Source organism: Halomonas sp. LC1, assembly GCF_030247125.1.
Lineage (GTDB): Bacteria > Pseudomonadota > Gammaproteobacteria > Pseudomonadales > Halomonadaceae > Vreelandella.
Genome location: NZ_JASSPG010000003.1, coordinates 85,518 through 100,461, shown reverse-complemented (window position 1 = coordinate 100,461; position 14,944 = coordinate 85,518). Strand labels below are relative to the sequence as shown.

16 protein-coding genes are annotated in these 14,944 nt (G+C 58.8%); 8 read left to right on the top strand and 8 right to left on the bottom strand.

Translation table 11 applies throughout. The features are described from left to right. The first annotated feature begins 42 nt into the window (after positions 1–42). Entirely contained in the window at positions 43–903 is an 861-nt protein-coding gene (nfo, locus tag QIT27_RS06155) for a deoxyribonuclease IV (RefSeq protein ID WP_285263214.1), read from the top strand. Here the strand turns inward: nfo and QIT27_RS06150 are convergent. Beyond that, a complete protein-coding gene (locus QIT27_RS06150; protein ID WP_285263213.1) occupies positions 873–1,460 on the bottom strand; it encodes a helix-turn-helix domain-containing protein in 588 nt (195 codons plus the stop codon). The genes nfo and QIT27_RS06150 overlap by 31 nt on opposite strands. Before the next feature lie 166 nt (positions 1,461–1,626). Here QIT27_RS06150 and QIT27_RS06145 point away from each other — a divergent pair, with 166 nt between their 5' ends. Beyond that, entirely contained in the window at positions 1,627–2,832 is a 1,206-nt protein-coding gene (locus QIT27_RS06145) for a benzoate/H(+) symporter BenE family transporter (protein ID WP_285263212.1), read from the top strand. An 88-nt stretch (positions 2,833–2,920) separates the two neighbouring features. Here QIT27_RS06145 and QIT27_RS06140 read toward each other — a convergent pair whose 3' ends face one another. Further along, on the bottom strand, positions 2,921–3,355 hold the full coding sequence (locus tag QIT27_RS06140; RefSeq protein ID WP_159342424.1) for a hypothetical protein: 435 nt from the start codon (positions 3,353–3,355) through the stop codon (positions 2,921–2,923). A gap of 252 nt (positions 3,356–3,607) precedes the next feature. On the opposite strand from QIT27_RS06140, the gene QIT27_RS06135 reads away from it, so the two are divergent. Beyond that, the gene (locus tag QIT27_RS06135; protein ID WP_285263211.1) at positions 3,608–5,341 is read left to right on the top strand and encodes a proline--tRNA ligase; all 1,734 of its coding nucleotides are present in this window, start codon (positions 3,608–3,610) and stop codon (positions 5,339–5,341) included. A 9-nt stretch (positions 5,342–5,350) separates the two neighbouring features. Next, positions 5,351–5,932, top strand: coding sequence for a lytic transglycosylase domain-containing protein (locus QIT27_RS06130; RefSeq protein WP_285263210.1), 582 nt, complete (start codon positions 5,351–5,353; stop codon positions 5,930–5,932). Here QIT27_RS06130 and QIT27_RS06125 read toward each other — a convergent pair. Further along, a complete protein-coding gene (locus QIT27_RS06125) occupies positions 5,929–7,131 on the bottom strand; it encodes a PqqD family protein (protein WP_285263209.1) in 1,203 nt (400 codons plus the stop codon). The genes QIT27_RS06130 and QIT27_RS06125 overlap by 4 nt on opposite strands. A gap of 33 nt (positions 7,132–7,164) precedes the next feature. Continuing rightward, a complete protein-coding gene (locus QIT27_RS06120) occupies positions 7,165–7,407 on the bottom strand; it encodes a hypothetical protein (protein ID WP_285263208.1) in 243 nt (80 codons plus the stop codon). Positions 7,408–7,828: 421 nt separating this feature from the next. Between QIT27_RS06120 and QIT27_RS06115 the strand changes: the two genes are divergently transcribed. Genes QIT27_RS06115 through QIT27_RS06100 form a run of 4 tightly spaced genes read left to right on the top strand, consistent with a single transcriptional unit; the run spans position 7,829 to position 12,183 of the window. Continuing rightward, the gene (locus QIT27_RS06115) at positions 7,829–8,440 is read left to right on the top strand and encodes a cupredoxin domain-containing protein (RefSeq protein ID WP_253016158.1); all 612 of its coding nucleotides are present in this window, start codon (positions 7,829–7,831) and stop codon (positions 8,438–8,440) included. An 11-nt stretch (positions 8,441–8,451) separates the two neighbouring features. Further along, entirely contained in the window at positions 8,452–10,794 is a 2,343-nt protein-coding gene (locus tag QIT27_RS06110) for a bifunctional diguanylate cyclase/phosphodiesterase (protein ID WP_285263207.1), read from the top strand. A gap of 17 nt (positions 10,795–10,811) precedes the next feature. Next, complete coding sequence (locus QIT27_RS06105) at positions 10,812–11,669, top strand: DUF3034 family protein (RefSeq protein WP_159342430.1); 858 nt, start codon at positions 10,812–10,814, stop codon at positions 11,667–11,669. Between the two features lie 52 nt (positions 11,670–11,721). Further along, on the top strand, positions 11,722–12,183 hold the full coding sequence (locus QIT27_RS06100; protein WP_159342431.1) for a group I truncated hemoglobin: 462 nt from the start codon (positions 11,722–11,724) through the stop codon (positions 12,181–12,183). Here QIT27_RS06100 and QIT27_RS06095 read toward each other — a convergent pair. The 4 genes from QIT27_RS06095 to QIT27_RS06085 form a co-directional block, all read right to left on the bottom strand. Next, on the bottom strand, positions 12,167–13,300 hold the full coding sequence (locus QIT27_RS06095; RefSeq protein WP_254436365.1) for a GGDEF domain-containing protein: 1,134 nt from the start codon (positions 13,298–13,300) through the stop codon (positions 12,167–12,169). The two genes, QIT27_RS06100 and QIT27_RS06095, sit on opposite strands and share 17 nt — an antisense overlap. Continuing rightward, positions 13,300–13,716 (bottom strand): hypothetical protein, encoded by a 417-nt coding sequence (locus tag QIT27_RS06090; RefSeq protein ID WP_253016151.1) that lies wholly within the window; start codon positions 13,714–13,716, stop codon positions 13,300–13,302. Before QIT27_RS06090 ends, QIT27_RS06095 begins: the two co-directional genes overlap by 1 nt. 388 nt (positions 13,717–14,104) lie before the next feature. Next, positions 14,105–14,230 carry a cytochrome c oxidase subunit CcoM gene (ccoM, locus tag QIT27_RS17030; RefSeq protein WP_290441362.1) on the bottom strand — a complete coding sequence of 42 codons (126 nt, stop codon included), beginning with the start codon at positions 14,228–14,230 and terminating at the stop codon, positions 14,105–14,107. Between the two features lie 135 nt (positions 14,231–14,365). After that, complete coding sequence (locus QIT27_RS06085; protein ID WP_159342432.1) at positions 14,366–14,884, bottom strand: FKBP-type peptidyl-prolyl cis-trans isomerase; 519 nt, start codon at positions 14,882–14,884, stop codon at positions 14,366–14,368. Positions 14,885–14,944 lie beyond the last annotated feature (60 nt).

Here is a 14,944-nt window from a genome sequence, read left to right as displayed (position 1 = left end):
AGACTGGGGCAACGTCACTGGGACAACGTAATAAGGAGAACGATGAACTATCTTGGTGCGCACGTTAGCGCGGCGGGCGGCGCGGATCAGGCCGTCCTTCGTGCTGTTGACATTGGTGCAACGGCGTTCGCGCTGTTCACCAAAAACCAGCGTCAGTGGAAAGGGAAGCCGCTAACGGACGAGGCCATTGCGGCCTTCAAGCAGGCCTGTAAAACCCACGGCTTTGGCCCTGAGCAGATTCTGCCCCACGACAGCTATCTGATTAACCTGGGCCACCCAGAAGCCGAGGGGCTGGCCAAGTCCCGCGCGGCGTTTTTGGATGAGATGCAGCGCTGCGAGCAGCTAGGGCTGACGCTGCTCAACTTTCATCCCGGCAGCCACCTGAACAAGATCAGCGAAGCCGAGTGCCTGGCGCGTATTGCCGACTCGATCAATGAAGCGCTGGCTGACACCCAGGGCGTGACCGCCGTGATCGAAAACACCGCGGGCCAAGGCACCAACCTCGGCTGGCGTTTTGAGCACTTGGCCGAGATTATCGATCAGGTGGAGGATAAATCCCGGGTGGGCGTGTGTATCGATACCTGCCACGCTTTCGCTGCCGGGTACGATCTCCGCACCCGCGACGCAACACAGGCCACCCTGGATGAGCTTGGCAAGGTCGTAGGTTTTGAGTACTTGCGCGGCATGCACTTGAACGATGCCAAAAGTGCCTTTGCCAGCCGCGTCGACCGCCACCACAGCCTGGGTAAGGGCAATATTGGGCTCGATGCCTTTATCACCATTATGCAAGACGAGCGCATCCACGGCATTCCGATGATTTTAGAGACCATCGAACCCGAGATCTGGGCCGACGAGCTCAACTGGCTGCGCGCTCAAGTGCCAGAGGCCGCGCCGGGTAAGTAGTGAATCACGTCGTGAAAGCGTAATCGCGTCGCGGTGTTATTGCGCATGGCGTGGGGCCGGTCAGCAAAAAAGCGCAGCCCCTCGCCTGCCCGCAGCGTTTGCCAGCGCTCGTCGATGCGCAGCTCCATCTCTCCTTCCACCACCACGATGTGCTCCACCACTCCGCTAGCATGCGCCGACGATTCACTGATCGCCCCTGGTGCGAGTTCAATCATGAACATCTCGAAACCCAGCAGCGGGTCGTAAGGAAACAGCAGCCGAGCCTGCATACCGGCGCTGTCGTCGCCCCATACCGATTCCCAGCCATCCCGGTGCAGCTCCCCTAATGCGGGCTTGTCACTGTCAAATAGCGTCGAAAACGAGACCCGAAAGCCGCTGGCAATCTTCCAGAGCGTCGAGACCGTCGGGCTGGACTCGCCCCGCTCGATCTGGCCGAGCATCGCTTTGCTCACCCCGGTTTCACCGGCGGCACGGTCCAGGCTCCAGCTGCGCTCTTTGCGCAGTTGCCTCACCGTCCCCGCAATATGTTCTGCAATGGTGTGTGGCTCACTGGCCATTCGCTTCTCCTGAAACAAGCCCGGTTACAAGCGCAATTACAAACGCCACCACATACGCCACTACATACTATAACGCCACCTATTGTGCGTTATAACGCACAGTGGTAACGTGGCGATTGTGCGCTATAACGCACATTTTGCCATCACCGCTTGCGAGAGGCCACCCATGGAAGCGCCATCCACCTGCCACGACTCCGCTGCGCCCAGTCTTTGGCGCGATATTAGTTTGTCTACGGTCATTGCGGGCTTCGTCGCCGTCGTGATTGGCTATACCAGTTCAGCGGCAATTATCTTCCAAGCCGCAGCGGCCGCCGGTGCCAGCACCGCACAAATCAGCTCGTGGCTATGGGCGCTGGGTATTGGGATGGGCCTGACCTCTCTGGGACTGTCGCTGCGCTACCGTATGCCGCTGTTAACGGCGTGGTCGACACCGGGAGCGGCGTTTCTGGCGACGAGCCTTCCTGGCATTCCCATCGAGGAAGCTATCGGCGCGTTTCTGTTCTCAGCGCTACTGATCACCTTATGCGGCGTCACGGGGCTGTTCGAGTGCTTGATGCGCCACATCCCCAGCGCCATAGCCTCCGCCATGCTGGCCGGTATTCTGCTGCGCTTTGGGCTAGAGCTGTTTAACGTGATGGAGCGTCAGTGGCTGCTGCCGCTAGCCATGCTGGCCGCCTGGGTGGCAGGCAGACGCTTATGGCCCACGCTGGCAGTGCCGGGGGTACTGCTCACTGGCGTGGCGATTGCCCTGTTACAAGGCCAAATCAGCACGCAAGGTATTCCGCTCACGCCCACGCTCCCGGTTTTTACCGCCCCCGCGTTCAACCCAATGACGCTGCTGAGTATTGGCGTACCGCTGTTCGTGATTACCATGGCCACTCAAAATCTGCCTGGCGTCGCGGTGCTGCGGGCAGCAGGCTACCACCCCAACAGCTCGCCGCTAATCGCCTGGACAGGCGGCGCTACGCTGCTGCTCGCACCGTTTGGTGGTTACGCGCTGAATATGGCCGCTATTAGCGCCGCCGTGTGCATGGGGCCGGATGCTCATCCCAACCCAAAACGGCGCTATACCGCAGGCGTTGCCGCAGGCGTTTTCTATATGACCATGGGTATTTTTGGTGCCACGGTGACCGGCCTCTTCAACGCCCTGCCTAGTGTTCTGGTGCTAGCGCTGGCAGGTATTGCCTTGTTGGGCACCCTGAGCGGCGGCTTAGCCGGTGCGTTTGAAAAAAGCGAACAGCGCGATGCGGCCATCGTGACGTTTTTGCTGACCGGTTCGGGCATTACGTTGCTGGGGATCGGAGGAGCCTTTTGGGGCTTGGTGGCTGGGTTAGCGGTATTGAAAATCACCACAGCGAAAGCAACATCGTAAAAAACTGTGCGGCAATACATAAAGGCCCCTGGCAGGTTAGCCTGCCAGGGGCCTTTAAGACGTCCGTTCAGATAAAGACGCCAACCCACTACATCGTGGCCAGCCGCTCTTCATCCAACACGCCGGACATCCGAACCATGGCCAGCGCTTCATCCAAGCTGCCCATCTCCTCGATCACCAGCAACTCGTTCTCCAAGCTCACCGGTTGACCTGCTTTATCCGACAGCAGCTTCTCCAGGGAGGCCACGTCCATAGCGTCGTCTAAGTGGTGAATATCGACCGATGCACTACTCGCGCTAGGCAGGTAGATAGTGCCATTAGAGAAATCCACGGCGTAGGCAATCACCCCGGGCACGATGAAAAACAGCAGACCCACACCGTTGGCAATCGCCACCACCGGGTCGACATCACCGCTCATTTGCCCCTTCCGCTCGGGGTAAAACATGGTACCGCAACCGCTCAATGCCACAATGGAGACACCTACAACGGCCCCCGTTAACCAACGGCGAACTGCTTGCTGCATGGAGGTTCCCTCAAAATCTTGACGTACCGATAGCCGAAGCGATGTGCGTTGTTGTGGTCAAATCAGCGGCTACCGACTCAAAAGCCGCTCGATTCTAGCACACTTCCCATGCGGCACACCCTCGACAGGTTCGTTAGGATTTTGCCGCCTTACCCGCTTGGCCGTACAATGCCGAATTCAACGCTCGATTAAGCGCTACGTTCGATATAACGATTCCGCATCACCGCTACCAACCAAGGAATGCTCACGCCCATGCGCGCCAGCCAATTATTGATTGCGACATTAAAAGAAACCCCGGCCGACGCTGAAGTCATCAGCCACCAGTTAATGCTGCGCGCCGGTATGATCCGCCGTCTTACCTCGGGCCTGTACACCTGGCTGCCCCTGGGGCTGCGCACCCTGCGCAAAGTCGAAGCCATCGTGCGTGAAGAGATGAACCGCGCCGGTGCCCAAGAAGTCCTGATGCCTGCCGTTCAACCTGCTGACCTGTGGCAGGAGTCTGGCCGCTGGGAACAGTACGGCCCGGAATTGCTGCGTTTGAAGGACCGTCACGAGCGCGATTACTGCGTGGGTCCGACCCATGAAGAAGTCATCACGGACCTGGTGCGCAAAGAGATTGCCAGCTACAAGCAGCTGCCGGTGAACTTCTATCAGATTCAAACCAAATTCCGTGATGAAATTCGCCCGCGCTTTGGCGTGATGCGCTCGCGTGAATTCATCATGAAAGATGCCTACTCCTTCCACCTGGACGAAGCCTCGCTCAAAGAGACGTACCAAAGCATGTACGACGCCTATTCGCGTATTTTCACGCGCCTGGGCCTCGACTTCCGCCCGGTGATTGCTGATAACGGTTCCATTGGCGGCACGGGCTCTCACGAATTCCACGTGCTGGCCGACTCCGGCGAAGACGATATCGTGTTCTCCAACGCGTCTGATTACGCGGCCAACATCGAAAAAGCCGAAGCGCTGCCCGCGCCGCTGGGCAGCAACGTCGAGCGCGCGGCCCCCAGCGAAGAGATGCGTCTGGTCGATACTCCGAATGCCAAAACCATCGCCACGCTGGTAGAGCAGTTCAAGCTGCCCATCGAGAAGACCGTCAAAACGTTGATGGTTCACGCGGCAGAAGGCGGCCTCATTGCGCTGCTGGTTCGCGGCGACCATGAACTCAACGAAGTCAAAGCGGAAAACCTGCCTCAGGTAAAAGCCCCGCTGACCATGGCCAGCGAAGAAGAAATTCGTGCCGTCGTCGGTGCTGGCCCGGGCTCGCTGGGCCCGGTCGGTTTAGAAATGCCGATCATCATCGACCGCAGCGTGGCCTTAATGAGCGACTTCGGCGCGGGCGCCAACGTCGATGGCAAGCACTACTTCGGCATCAACTGGGAGCGCGATGCGGCTCTGCCGCAGGTGGCTGACCTGCGTAACGTCGTAGAGGGCGACCCGTCTCCCGATGGCCAAGGCACGCTCTCGATCAAGCGCGGTATCGAAGTCGGCCACGTGTTCCAGCTTGGCAAAAAATACTCCGAAGCGATGAATGCCAGCGTGCTGGGCGACAACGGCAAAACCAGCCACCCGTGGATGGGCTGCTACGGCATTGGCGTCACCCGCGTGGTCGCAGCGGCGATTGAACAGAACCACGATGAGTCTGGCATTATTTGGCCCAATGCCATCGCACCTTTCCAGGTCGCGCTAGTACCGATGAATGCGCATAAGTCACAGCGCGTGCGTGAAGAGTCCGAGCGCCTCTACCAAACGCTCACTGCCGCTGGTTTAGACGTGCTGCTGGACGACCGCGATACACGCCCCGGCGTGAAGTTTGCCGACCTGGAACTGATGGGCGTCCCTCACCGTTTGGTGATTGGCGACCGTGGCCTGGACAACGGCGAGCTGGAGTACAAAGGCCGTCGCGATAGCGAAGCCACTATGATTCCTGCCGACAAGATTGTCGACTTCCTGCGTGAACAAGCGGGCCTTGTTAGCGCAGAGTAATCGGCAGGTATGTCACTGAGCACTCCTTGGCGGCGTTTGTCGCCTCGGTACGTGAAGTGGGTGCTAATGGGCAGCCTGATGGTGGCTGCCCACCCCGCGCCAAGCGTAGCGGAGCCTGCCCTACGCCCCACGCTGGAAGCAGCCGATCCACAAACGCCCTACGTTCAGTGGCAATTACAGCAGTGGCGCAGCCGTATGGATGCGCCACTTTCCCGCTTTATCGCCTCGCCTGAACAACGCCACACCTTACTCACTCGACTCTACCAAGAGGCCCGGCTCGCCGGGCTACCGCCCGAGCTGGTGCTGGCATTAATTCAGGTCGAGAGCGCCTTTAATGCTGATGCGGTGTCGTCTGCCGGTGCCGTTGGCTTGATGCAGATCATGCCGTTTTGGGTAGAGGAGCTTGGCCTGCCCATGGACGACCTTACGGAACCCAACCGCAACCTACGCTATGGGTGCACGATTCTAGCCCACTACCTCGCCGTCGAGCGGGGAGACTTTACCCGCGCGTTCGCTCGCTACAACGGCAGTCTGGGGAAGACGTGGTACCCGGAGCGAGTGCTCAAGGCGTGGCAAGATCACTGGCGCTAAGCGTTAACGTCTTCAATCAACCCAGCGTGATAGAACTGCGCGAGTAGCTGCGCCACGTCTTGGCGTACCTGCTCAAATTTTGCGCCTGCAAAAAAGCCTGTGAGCGTGTCACTCACGGAGTCAAGATCCAGCGGTTCGTGATTCAACAGCGCCCACACAGCCCGGCTGGTGGTATTCAGCCGATGAATCGCGCCGCCCTCCTCGGCAATCACAAATAGCTCGTCGCCTAGCGGAAACTCAAACGCTGCCTCACTGGCCTGCCACTGGCGCGCATCCGTTGGCTCAAGGGCAGGTATCACGTCAGGAGTATCGCAACGGGCCTGACTGGCCGGTGCCAAGCTCTCTAGGGTGTCACTACCCCAGCGTTTCGTGAGCCACTGGGCTGCATCAAAGGCATCACGGTAGCGCAGCATAAAACAGGGTAAGCCCTGAAGCAGTGGCAAGAAGCGCTTGATCAGCGCCTGGTCGGATTCGTGCTCGGCAAAATTTTGCTGTAACAGCTGCCATAGCCCATCGCCTGGCTGAAGACGGGTAAGCTGGGGCTCGTTTAGCGATTCATCGCGGTCAATCAGTAATATCGCCCCCAGCGGGCAGCGCTGGCCGTGGCTAGCTAACTGCGTATTATCCAAACGAAGGTAACCATAGCGGGCATCCTGGGGGCCAAGGTGCGTTTGTACAAACTGACGAAACTCAAGAGACATCGCGTCAGGAAGCGGTAGCCGCAAGCGTGGTGCCACGCCCAGCGCAATCCCTTCCCCTTGCTTGTTGAGCGCCAACACATCATCGCCAAATACACGCTGCCCGGCCGCTGAAAAGGCGGCGGTTAAGGTGCTTTTGCCCGCCCGGTATGTATCAGGAAAAATCACTAGCTGGCCATTGATTTCCACTGATCCGCAGTGCAAACCCACTAACTCCGGGTGACGATAAAAATATGCCCCGGCAGCATCCGCGATAACGCTACAAGCGGTTCCTACCGCGCTGTCCAGCAGCGCTCCCTCAGGAAGCGCGGGCGCCTCTTGCCAATACCCCTGCGGATGCCGCCACACGCAAATCTCCGGCGATTGGGTTTGCGCGGCGCAAGGCGTCAAGGGCCAGCCTGGCATGGCGGCTGTCAGTACAGGCAGCAACCCTTTGGCATTCACTAACCGAAGGCAAGGCCCAACGCCTGCTAGCGTATAATCTTGATGATGGCTCGGCATGGCCGTTCCCCTACCAGCGCGGCAGTACCCGGCTTAGGCGAATTTCAATGACGCCATCGCGCTCCCAACGTGAACGCTGGGGCCGAGAGTAATAACGCTCCGGATAGCCATGGCCATGGCGTGAATGATGCTGATGAGAATGGCGCGCTCTGGAATAATCAGGCCGGGAGTAACGGGGGCGCGAATAGTGCGGCCGGGAATAATGGGGACGTGAATAGCTGGGACGCGAATAGCTGGGTCGTGAGCGACTTGGGCGCGAGCGATGGTGATGATCACGCGCTTCGGCTTGGCCTATAGAGAACAACGTCGGTGCAACGTAAAGGGCGGCAGCCCCCAAACCTAAACTTGCCAACACTTGGCGACGAGAACGGCGCTTATTTAACAGCTTTCGGGAATTATCGATCTCTTTACTCATCTCGGCTCTCCTGATCGGTATGGCAAACAGATTAACGAACACTGTTTCTAAAGCTACTCTAGCCCCGCCGACCGGGTGACACCATGCTATCTACTTGACTTCCCCATTGTTTACTCTTTTTCACTTTCTGTGAGTATATCGTTAGTGCGAAAACATGACTTTGCCACATAATAGTTACATGATAAGCCACCCCTGTACTTACTTAGGTAACTTTCCATGCTTACATTGCGTAAAGGCGTGCGTTTAACCCACCCACTAAAGACGCTTGGTTGCTTGATAGCTATGACGAGCCTATCTGCCCAAGCCGCTAATGTAAGCGTCACCGATACGGCAGGTACACCGCTGGAAAACGCGGTCATCGAAGTGTATTACGACGCTGCCACGCCGACGGATGCCCAGACGAAAAACATCGTTCAGCGCAATGCGGCCTTCAACCCTCAGGTCACGACGATTCCCACCGGCAGCCACGTGGCATTCCCCAACGAGGACACCACACGCCATCATGTGTTTTCGTTTTCGCCCGCCAAGACATTCGACCTCGAACTCTTTTTGAGCGAAACCCCACCGCCGGTTCACTTCGAGAAAGCCGGCGTCGTGGTGCTGGGTTGTAACATCCATGATCAAATGCAGGCGTTCATCGTGGTCAGCGATGCGCCTTATGCCGCCCTGACCGACAGCGCAGGCAACCTATCTCTGCCAGCGCTTCCCGAAGGCAGCCACCGAATGCGAGTGTGGCATAGCCGGATGGATGACAGCCAAGCCGTCTGGTGGGAAGGCGAGATTAGCGATACCGACAACCTCACCGTGGCGTTGGAGCTAAACGCCATTCCTCCCCAGCCGCCCACGCTGTCGCCGCTTCAACAGCGTTTCCAAAACGCGACGCATAGTCACTAAACGAGATGACCATGCGCTTTCGCACGCGACTCACGATAGTTCTGTTGACGGTTGTGATCATTTCGCAACTGGCAACGGGCGTCGCGTTTTTGCGCGCGACGCAAAACGATGCACTGGCGAAAGGCAACCAGCGTTTGGAGGTGGGCGCCCGCGTGTTTCAACAGCTGTTGAGCATTCGTGGCGAGCAGCTGTTGGGTAACGTGGCCATCCTCGCCGACGACTTTGGCTTCAAAAGTGCCGTCGCCACCCAGGATACGGCAACCCTTTATTCGGTGCTGGCCAACCACGGTGACCGTGCCCAGGCCGACATGGTGATGCTCAGCGATTTGAGCGGTAACATTCTGGCCAGCAGCCACCATGAACAGAACAGTGCCATGCCCTTTCCAGGCCTGTTCCAGCGTGCTCAGCAAACCGGTAGCGGTGTCGGCGTGGTGATCGATAATGGCGAACCTTATGAGTTCGTGTTGTTACCGGTGCGCGCACCCAACCTGATTGGATGGGTCGGCATGGGGTTTCTGATCAACGAAAACGTGACCGAAGAGATCAATGCGCTCACCGGGCTGGAAATCAGCATTGTCACCTATAACGCCAGCGGCGATATCAGCTATCTCGCCAGCTCCCACCAAGAGCAGCTCGCCATGAGTTTAATGAGCGATAGTGGCTCTCAGCTGATGGAGGGTGCCTACACCACCAGCAACCAGCTATCGCTGGACGATGACTACCTCTCTTACGCAACGACGCTCATGGCAAACCAGCGGTATCAATCCTTTGCCCTCATTCAGCTCTCCCGGAATGAGCTGTTGGGTGCATACAGCCAGCTACAGTGGCAGCTACTGAGCATCGTCGCGCTGATGGTACTGCTCACCCTGGCCGTGGCGCTATGGAGTGCACGCAGTATCAGCAGGCCGCTGATTGCGTTAGCGCAGGCCGCGAAGCGTATCGGTCAGGGCGAGCGCATCGATGACATTTCGAGCGGCAGCACGGTGACCGAGACCAATCAACTGGCGACGACGCTGCTCTCCATGCAGGAGGACATTGCCGAGCGGGAGGCCTCACTGCTCCACCAGTCGCGTCACGATCTGCTGACCAACCTACCCAACCGGGTCAGTGCCTTCGAAGATCTCCAGCGTTTTATCGTATTGGGGAAGCCTTTTACGCTGCTGCGTTTGTCCATCAATGACTTTCGCGACATCAACGACACCTTCGGTTACGAACTCGGCGACCACCTGTTAGTGACCTTGGCCGACCGTTTACAGCGCTTGGGCGCTCCCGTGGAAAAAGCGTACCGCCTGGATGGTGATGAGCTCATGCTGATGATCGACGCGCCCGAGTTACGCGAGCACATGCGCGAAGAGATCATCGCAGAGATCAGCGAGCCGGTGAGTCTGGAAAAATCGCTGATCGTCCCAGCGCTCTCTGCCGGTGAGGTCAACTACCCCGTCCATGGCGATAACGCGCAGCTACTGCTGCGCCGCTCGGATATCGCCCTCGACCAAGCGCGCCGCCATCGTCGCCCTCACGAGCGCTACGTCGAGGGTCAAGACGAGCAGCACCTGCGCCAGCTGATGCTGATTCGCGATCTCCAGGAAGCCGTCGACAACGGCGAACTATGGATGGCCTACCAGCCCAAAGTCGATACCATCACGGGCAACGTTTGCCAATTCGAAGCACTGATGCGCTGGCGTCATCCAACGCTCGGCTTTGTGCCTCCCGACGAATTCATCGGTTTGGCCGAGCGCTCGGGCAATATTGGACTGCTCTCCGACTGGATGCTGGCCCACGTATGTGAGCAGCTTTACCACTGGAAACGCCAGGGGCGGCATCTTTCGGTAGCGATCAACCTCTCCGCAAGCGATGTCATCGATCCTGGCCTGCCGATGCACATCCATGAGTTGTTCGAGAGTTATGGCTTGACGCCCGACCAGCTCGCGCTGGAAGTCACCGAAAGTGCCGTGATGCAGGATGTGAATGCCGCCACCGAAACGCTGATGGCGCTCAGCCAAATGGGACTGAAAATTGCCGTGGATGACTACGGCACCGGCTACTCGTCGCTGGCACAAATCAGACGGCTGCCGGTGGATGAGCTGAAAATCGACAAATCGTTCGTCTTGACGCTGGATACTCAGCAAGAAGATCTCACCATCGTTCGCTCGACCATCGAAATGGGCCACCACCTTGGGCTCAAGATCGTCGCCGAAGGCGTCGAGAACAGCACCAGTGCGGCGCTATTGAGCCAACTGCACTGCGATTATCTTCAGGGGTACTGGATCTCCAAACCCATGCCAGCGGAGGCCGTTACCGACTGGCTGGACCAATTCAAGACGCTATCACTCTCAGCCGCGGTCACTCACTAATTAAAACAGGGGACACTATGCGCAACACCGGCTCATCAAAACGGCGCGCGATCGTCGCGGCGACCGCACTTGGCGCGCTACTGGCTGCCACCGCTAGCATGGCGGGCAGCCGTATCCTAGGCACCGGTGCGGTCAGTGCCATCGAGGGAGCCGCGGGGGGCGGCCTTTCTCCTTGGGCCGTGCTGTCTAGCACCGCCAGCGACGACGAAATAGGCGTCACCGCAGCGGCAACGCGGGCGTGGGTCGATGACTACCAGCTCACCGTGACGGGCGCCAACGTCAATCTCCATGACCGTATGGAGTTTTCCATCGCCCGTCAGACCTTCGAGCTATCGACGCTGGGCGGAGAGCTGGAGCAGGACATTTATGGCGCTAAAGTCCGCCTCTTTGGCGATGTGCTCTACCACCCGCTCGGCGTGTGGAGCGCTGGCGTGATGCACAAGCGCTTGGTGGATGGCACCGTACCTACGGCGCTCGGTGCCGATGACGTGAACGGTACCGACGCCTATCTCAGTGCAAGCAAACTACTCTTCAACGCCTTCCTGGGTCGGAACGTGCTGCTCAACGGCACGTTGCGCAATACCTCGGCCAACCAAGGCGGCCTGCTGGGCTTTGGCGGCGACCAGGGCGGCCACGCCTGGATGGCAGAGGGCAGTGTCGGGGTCTTCGTAACACCGAGTTGGGTCGTGGGTACCGAATATCGTCAAAAGCCGGATAACCTGAGCGTTGCCGACGAAGAGGATTGGCAGAGCGTCTACAGCGCATACTTCTTCAACAAACACGTGTCGCTGACCGGCGCCTGGCTGGATTTGGGCGATATTGCGGGGCTGCCCTCTCAGCGTGGCGGCTACCTCTCCTTACAGGCGGCCTTCTAAACCGCTCTCGCGCTTCACGCGCCACGAAAAAGACGACGAAAAAGGAACCGCCATGAGACTGCATCACTCTTTGCAAAGCATTTCGCGGGGCACGCTAGTGGCCGGGGCGCTGGTCGGCGTGTTGGCGCTGGCCGGGTGTGCCCAGCACGCACAGCAGGCCACGCTGTATGAACGTATGGGCGGCCAGCCCACTATCGATGCGGTGGTCGAGAACTTGCTTTACCGCATTGCCGATGACGAGGAGATCGTCAGCTACTTTGCCAACAGCAATATCGACCTGTTCGCTGCTTCGCTAGCAACGCAGCTCTGCGATGTGGCCGACGGCCCCTGTCAGTACGATGGCCCGCCCATGGACCGCGCTCACCAAACCATGGGCATCACCGATGCGCACTTTAACCGCGTGGTGGAGTACCTGGACGCCGCCATGATCGAAGAGAACGTCCCCCTCGCCGCGCGTAACGATATGCTGGGCCGTCTAGCACCGATGTACGACGACGTCATGCGCTTGCAGTGATTTGCCAGCCATCTCGCCCAGCGGTTTTCACTTGATAAAGCGCTTTGTCGGCCGCTGCATAGGCCCCAGCAAAGGAGGTGGCATCGGCCACAAAGCGCGCGCCCCCAATGCTCAAAGTCAAATCTTTATTATCAGGATGCGCAGGATGAGGACATTGGGCGGCCTCTAACCCCACCTGCAGCGCCTCACAAAATTGGGTTAGCGCTTGGTCGCTGGGGCATGGCAGCAGCGCCGCGAACTCATCGCCTCCCAGCCGGTAGAGCCGGGCCTCTTCGCCCAGGGCATCCTCCAGCAGCGTCGCCAGTCGGCGGAGCAGGCGATCTCCCTCAGGGTGACCGAGGGCATCGTTGTACTGCTTGAAAAAATCGATATCGACCAGAATCAGCCCCATGGAGCGCCCCGAATACCTCGCCACGTCCTGATAGAGCGCGCTCCGATTACCGATGCCGGTCAGCGGGTCGCGCATGGCCCTGGCCATCCAGGCAAATTTTTCTGCGTTCGCTCGCTCGGTGCGTTTGAGCTGACGTTGGTGCATGACCCAGAACAGCAGGCCAAGGGCAAAAATCAGCACACTGGAGTAGGTCATTACTTGGTTGTGACGGCGAGTGCTGGATGAAAAGTCGTTGATGGCCATACCACGACGGTCGAGCTGATTCATTTCGATACTGGTCAAGCACTGCACCGGTACGAACAGCGCGTGGGCGGCGTCGAAGGGGTCGATTTGCTCGGTGTCGAGCAGGTCGGCGATGTCATCCATGAGCGCTAGACTGGGGGCGGTGCAGGCGTACTTCTGCCGATAGATATCTACGTCGAAGAGCCCATAGGCTAATTCCAACGAGTGGCGGGCATTGCCAACCTCCAACGGCGACGTCGCGACGAGCAGCTCCTCTTGGGCACGCTGCACGTACCCCCGAGCCCGGGTGGCCAACTGCTGGCCCGTCAGGCTGCCGGTCTGGCTAAAGTACGCCTGGATTTCCGGATAGACCCAGCGTGCTTCGTAGACGATCAGCACCATCAGCCCCACGAAGCTCATCAAGCTCAGCGAGAGCCAGGTAAACAGCCTGCCCGATCTCCAGCGAACCGGCGGCTCGGGCGGCTTCTCAGGCTCGGTAGACATCACCACTGCGCCTCGATGCTACGAATCATCCAAATCCAGTCGTTGAAGTCGCGCAAGTTCTCGACATCGCGCCCCGTGTATTCACGCTCGACCAATCGAATCGGCCCCCGCGAGCGCAGGGTCAACGGCTCACCCTCCTCGATGGTCACCAAATACCAGGTCGGGTCATCCCAGCCCCCCAGGCTTACCTCGTAATCGTCCCAGGCGGTGAAGTGCAGCGTGGGCGGCACCTCGCCAAAATGCTCGATCAAAAAGTCACGAAAGGAGACCCCGCGCATCTCCACGTCGCGGCCTTGAAAGGGGTCGAAAACGGTAAAGCTCGTATCGGCGCGATCGCGCAGATCCCCCAGCGCGACTTTTTGTGTGGAATCACCATTGATCAGGCTAAGCGCCTGGGCACTGGCGCTGAGTGGCACGCCGACAAGCAGTAAAACGACGAGCCCCCTAGCTGCTTTTGAGAGCGCCCCACTGCAACGTAAGGACAAACGAGACAGAACAGCCTTCATCGCGGTCAGCTTCCTAGTTTGGTTTAGTGCACGATAGTGGTCGAGGCACTTTACCAGAGCATGACCGCCAATGCTTTTCAACGCCAATTAACACTCACGCTTCCGTCTTATTTCTCTTCAACCGCCTCTTACCTCTCCTCCTCCATGGCATGACGCGGTATAAACACGCGGCATAAAAAAGCCGGCCCATTGGGCCGGCAACAGGAAGCTTACACCTTGGCGTAAGCCCCCTCCCCTGACGACTGTCACAGCCGATTGGCTGGAGCCGTGTCGCGCTCGCGCTAAAGCATCGTCGGCGTCACGACTTTTTACGTTCGCCTTTGCGCAAATGATCGCGAATCACGAAACCTACCCAACCCACCATAAAAGCGATCACTAAAGCGACAGTGGCCAAGCCGAAAATAACAGCCTCGTCCCAGTACATAATGTTCCCCTCTCGCCGTGATGTATGGGGCCATCGTACTGCGTCCAGAAAAGAGGAAACTGACCTGGATCAAGCTTTACCAATGACCACCATGGCGGCGATCGCGAACTTGATGCAGGTCAGTTTTTTGGGGGCTTAAAGAACTTTGCGGTCTTCTACGCTACGGTGCTCGGTGCCTGGGGGCAGCGGGTGGCCTTTGGCAAGCTCGGCACGGGTCGCCTCACGAACGTCCAAAATCGTCACCTGATAGCGCAGCGTGTGGCCTGCCAACGGATGGTTGGTGTCCACGGTGACGTTATCGCCGTCGATGGCGAGCACCGTGACGATCTGCGGGCCAGCCTCACCCTCGGTCTGAAACCGGCTGCCGGGTTCGATCGCCGCACCGCCAAACGAGGCGCGGCTCACCTCTTGCACCAGGTCTTCGTTACGCACGCCATACGCGTCGGCGGGTGCCAGCGTAACGCGCAGCTCGTCGCCTGCCGTTTTACCGGCCAAATCACGCTCCAGGCCCGGCAGAATGTTGTCGTGGCCGTGCAGATACTCCAAAGGTTGTTGACGCGCCTGGGAGTCATCCAACACGCGGGTGCTGCCATCGCTGAGCACATCGCTAAGCACGTAGTGCAAGGTCACTACCTGATGGGCGGTAATCGACATGGAAAACTCCTCTCCGGTAAGCTGTCGGCTTTGTCATGGAACGCTGACCATGAACCCTAG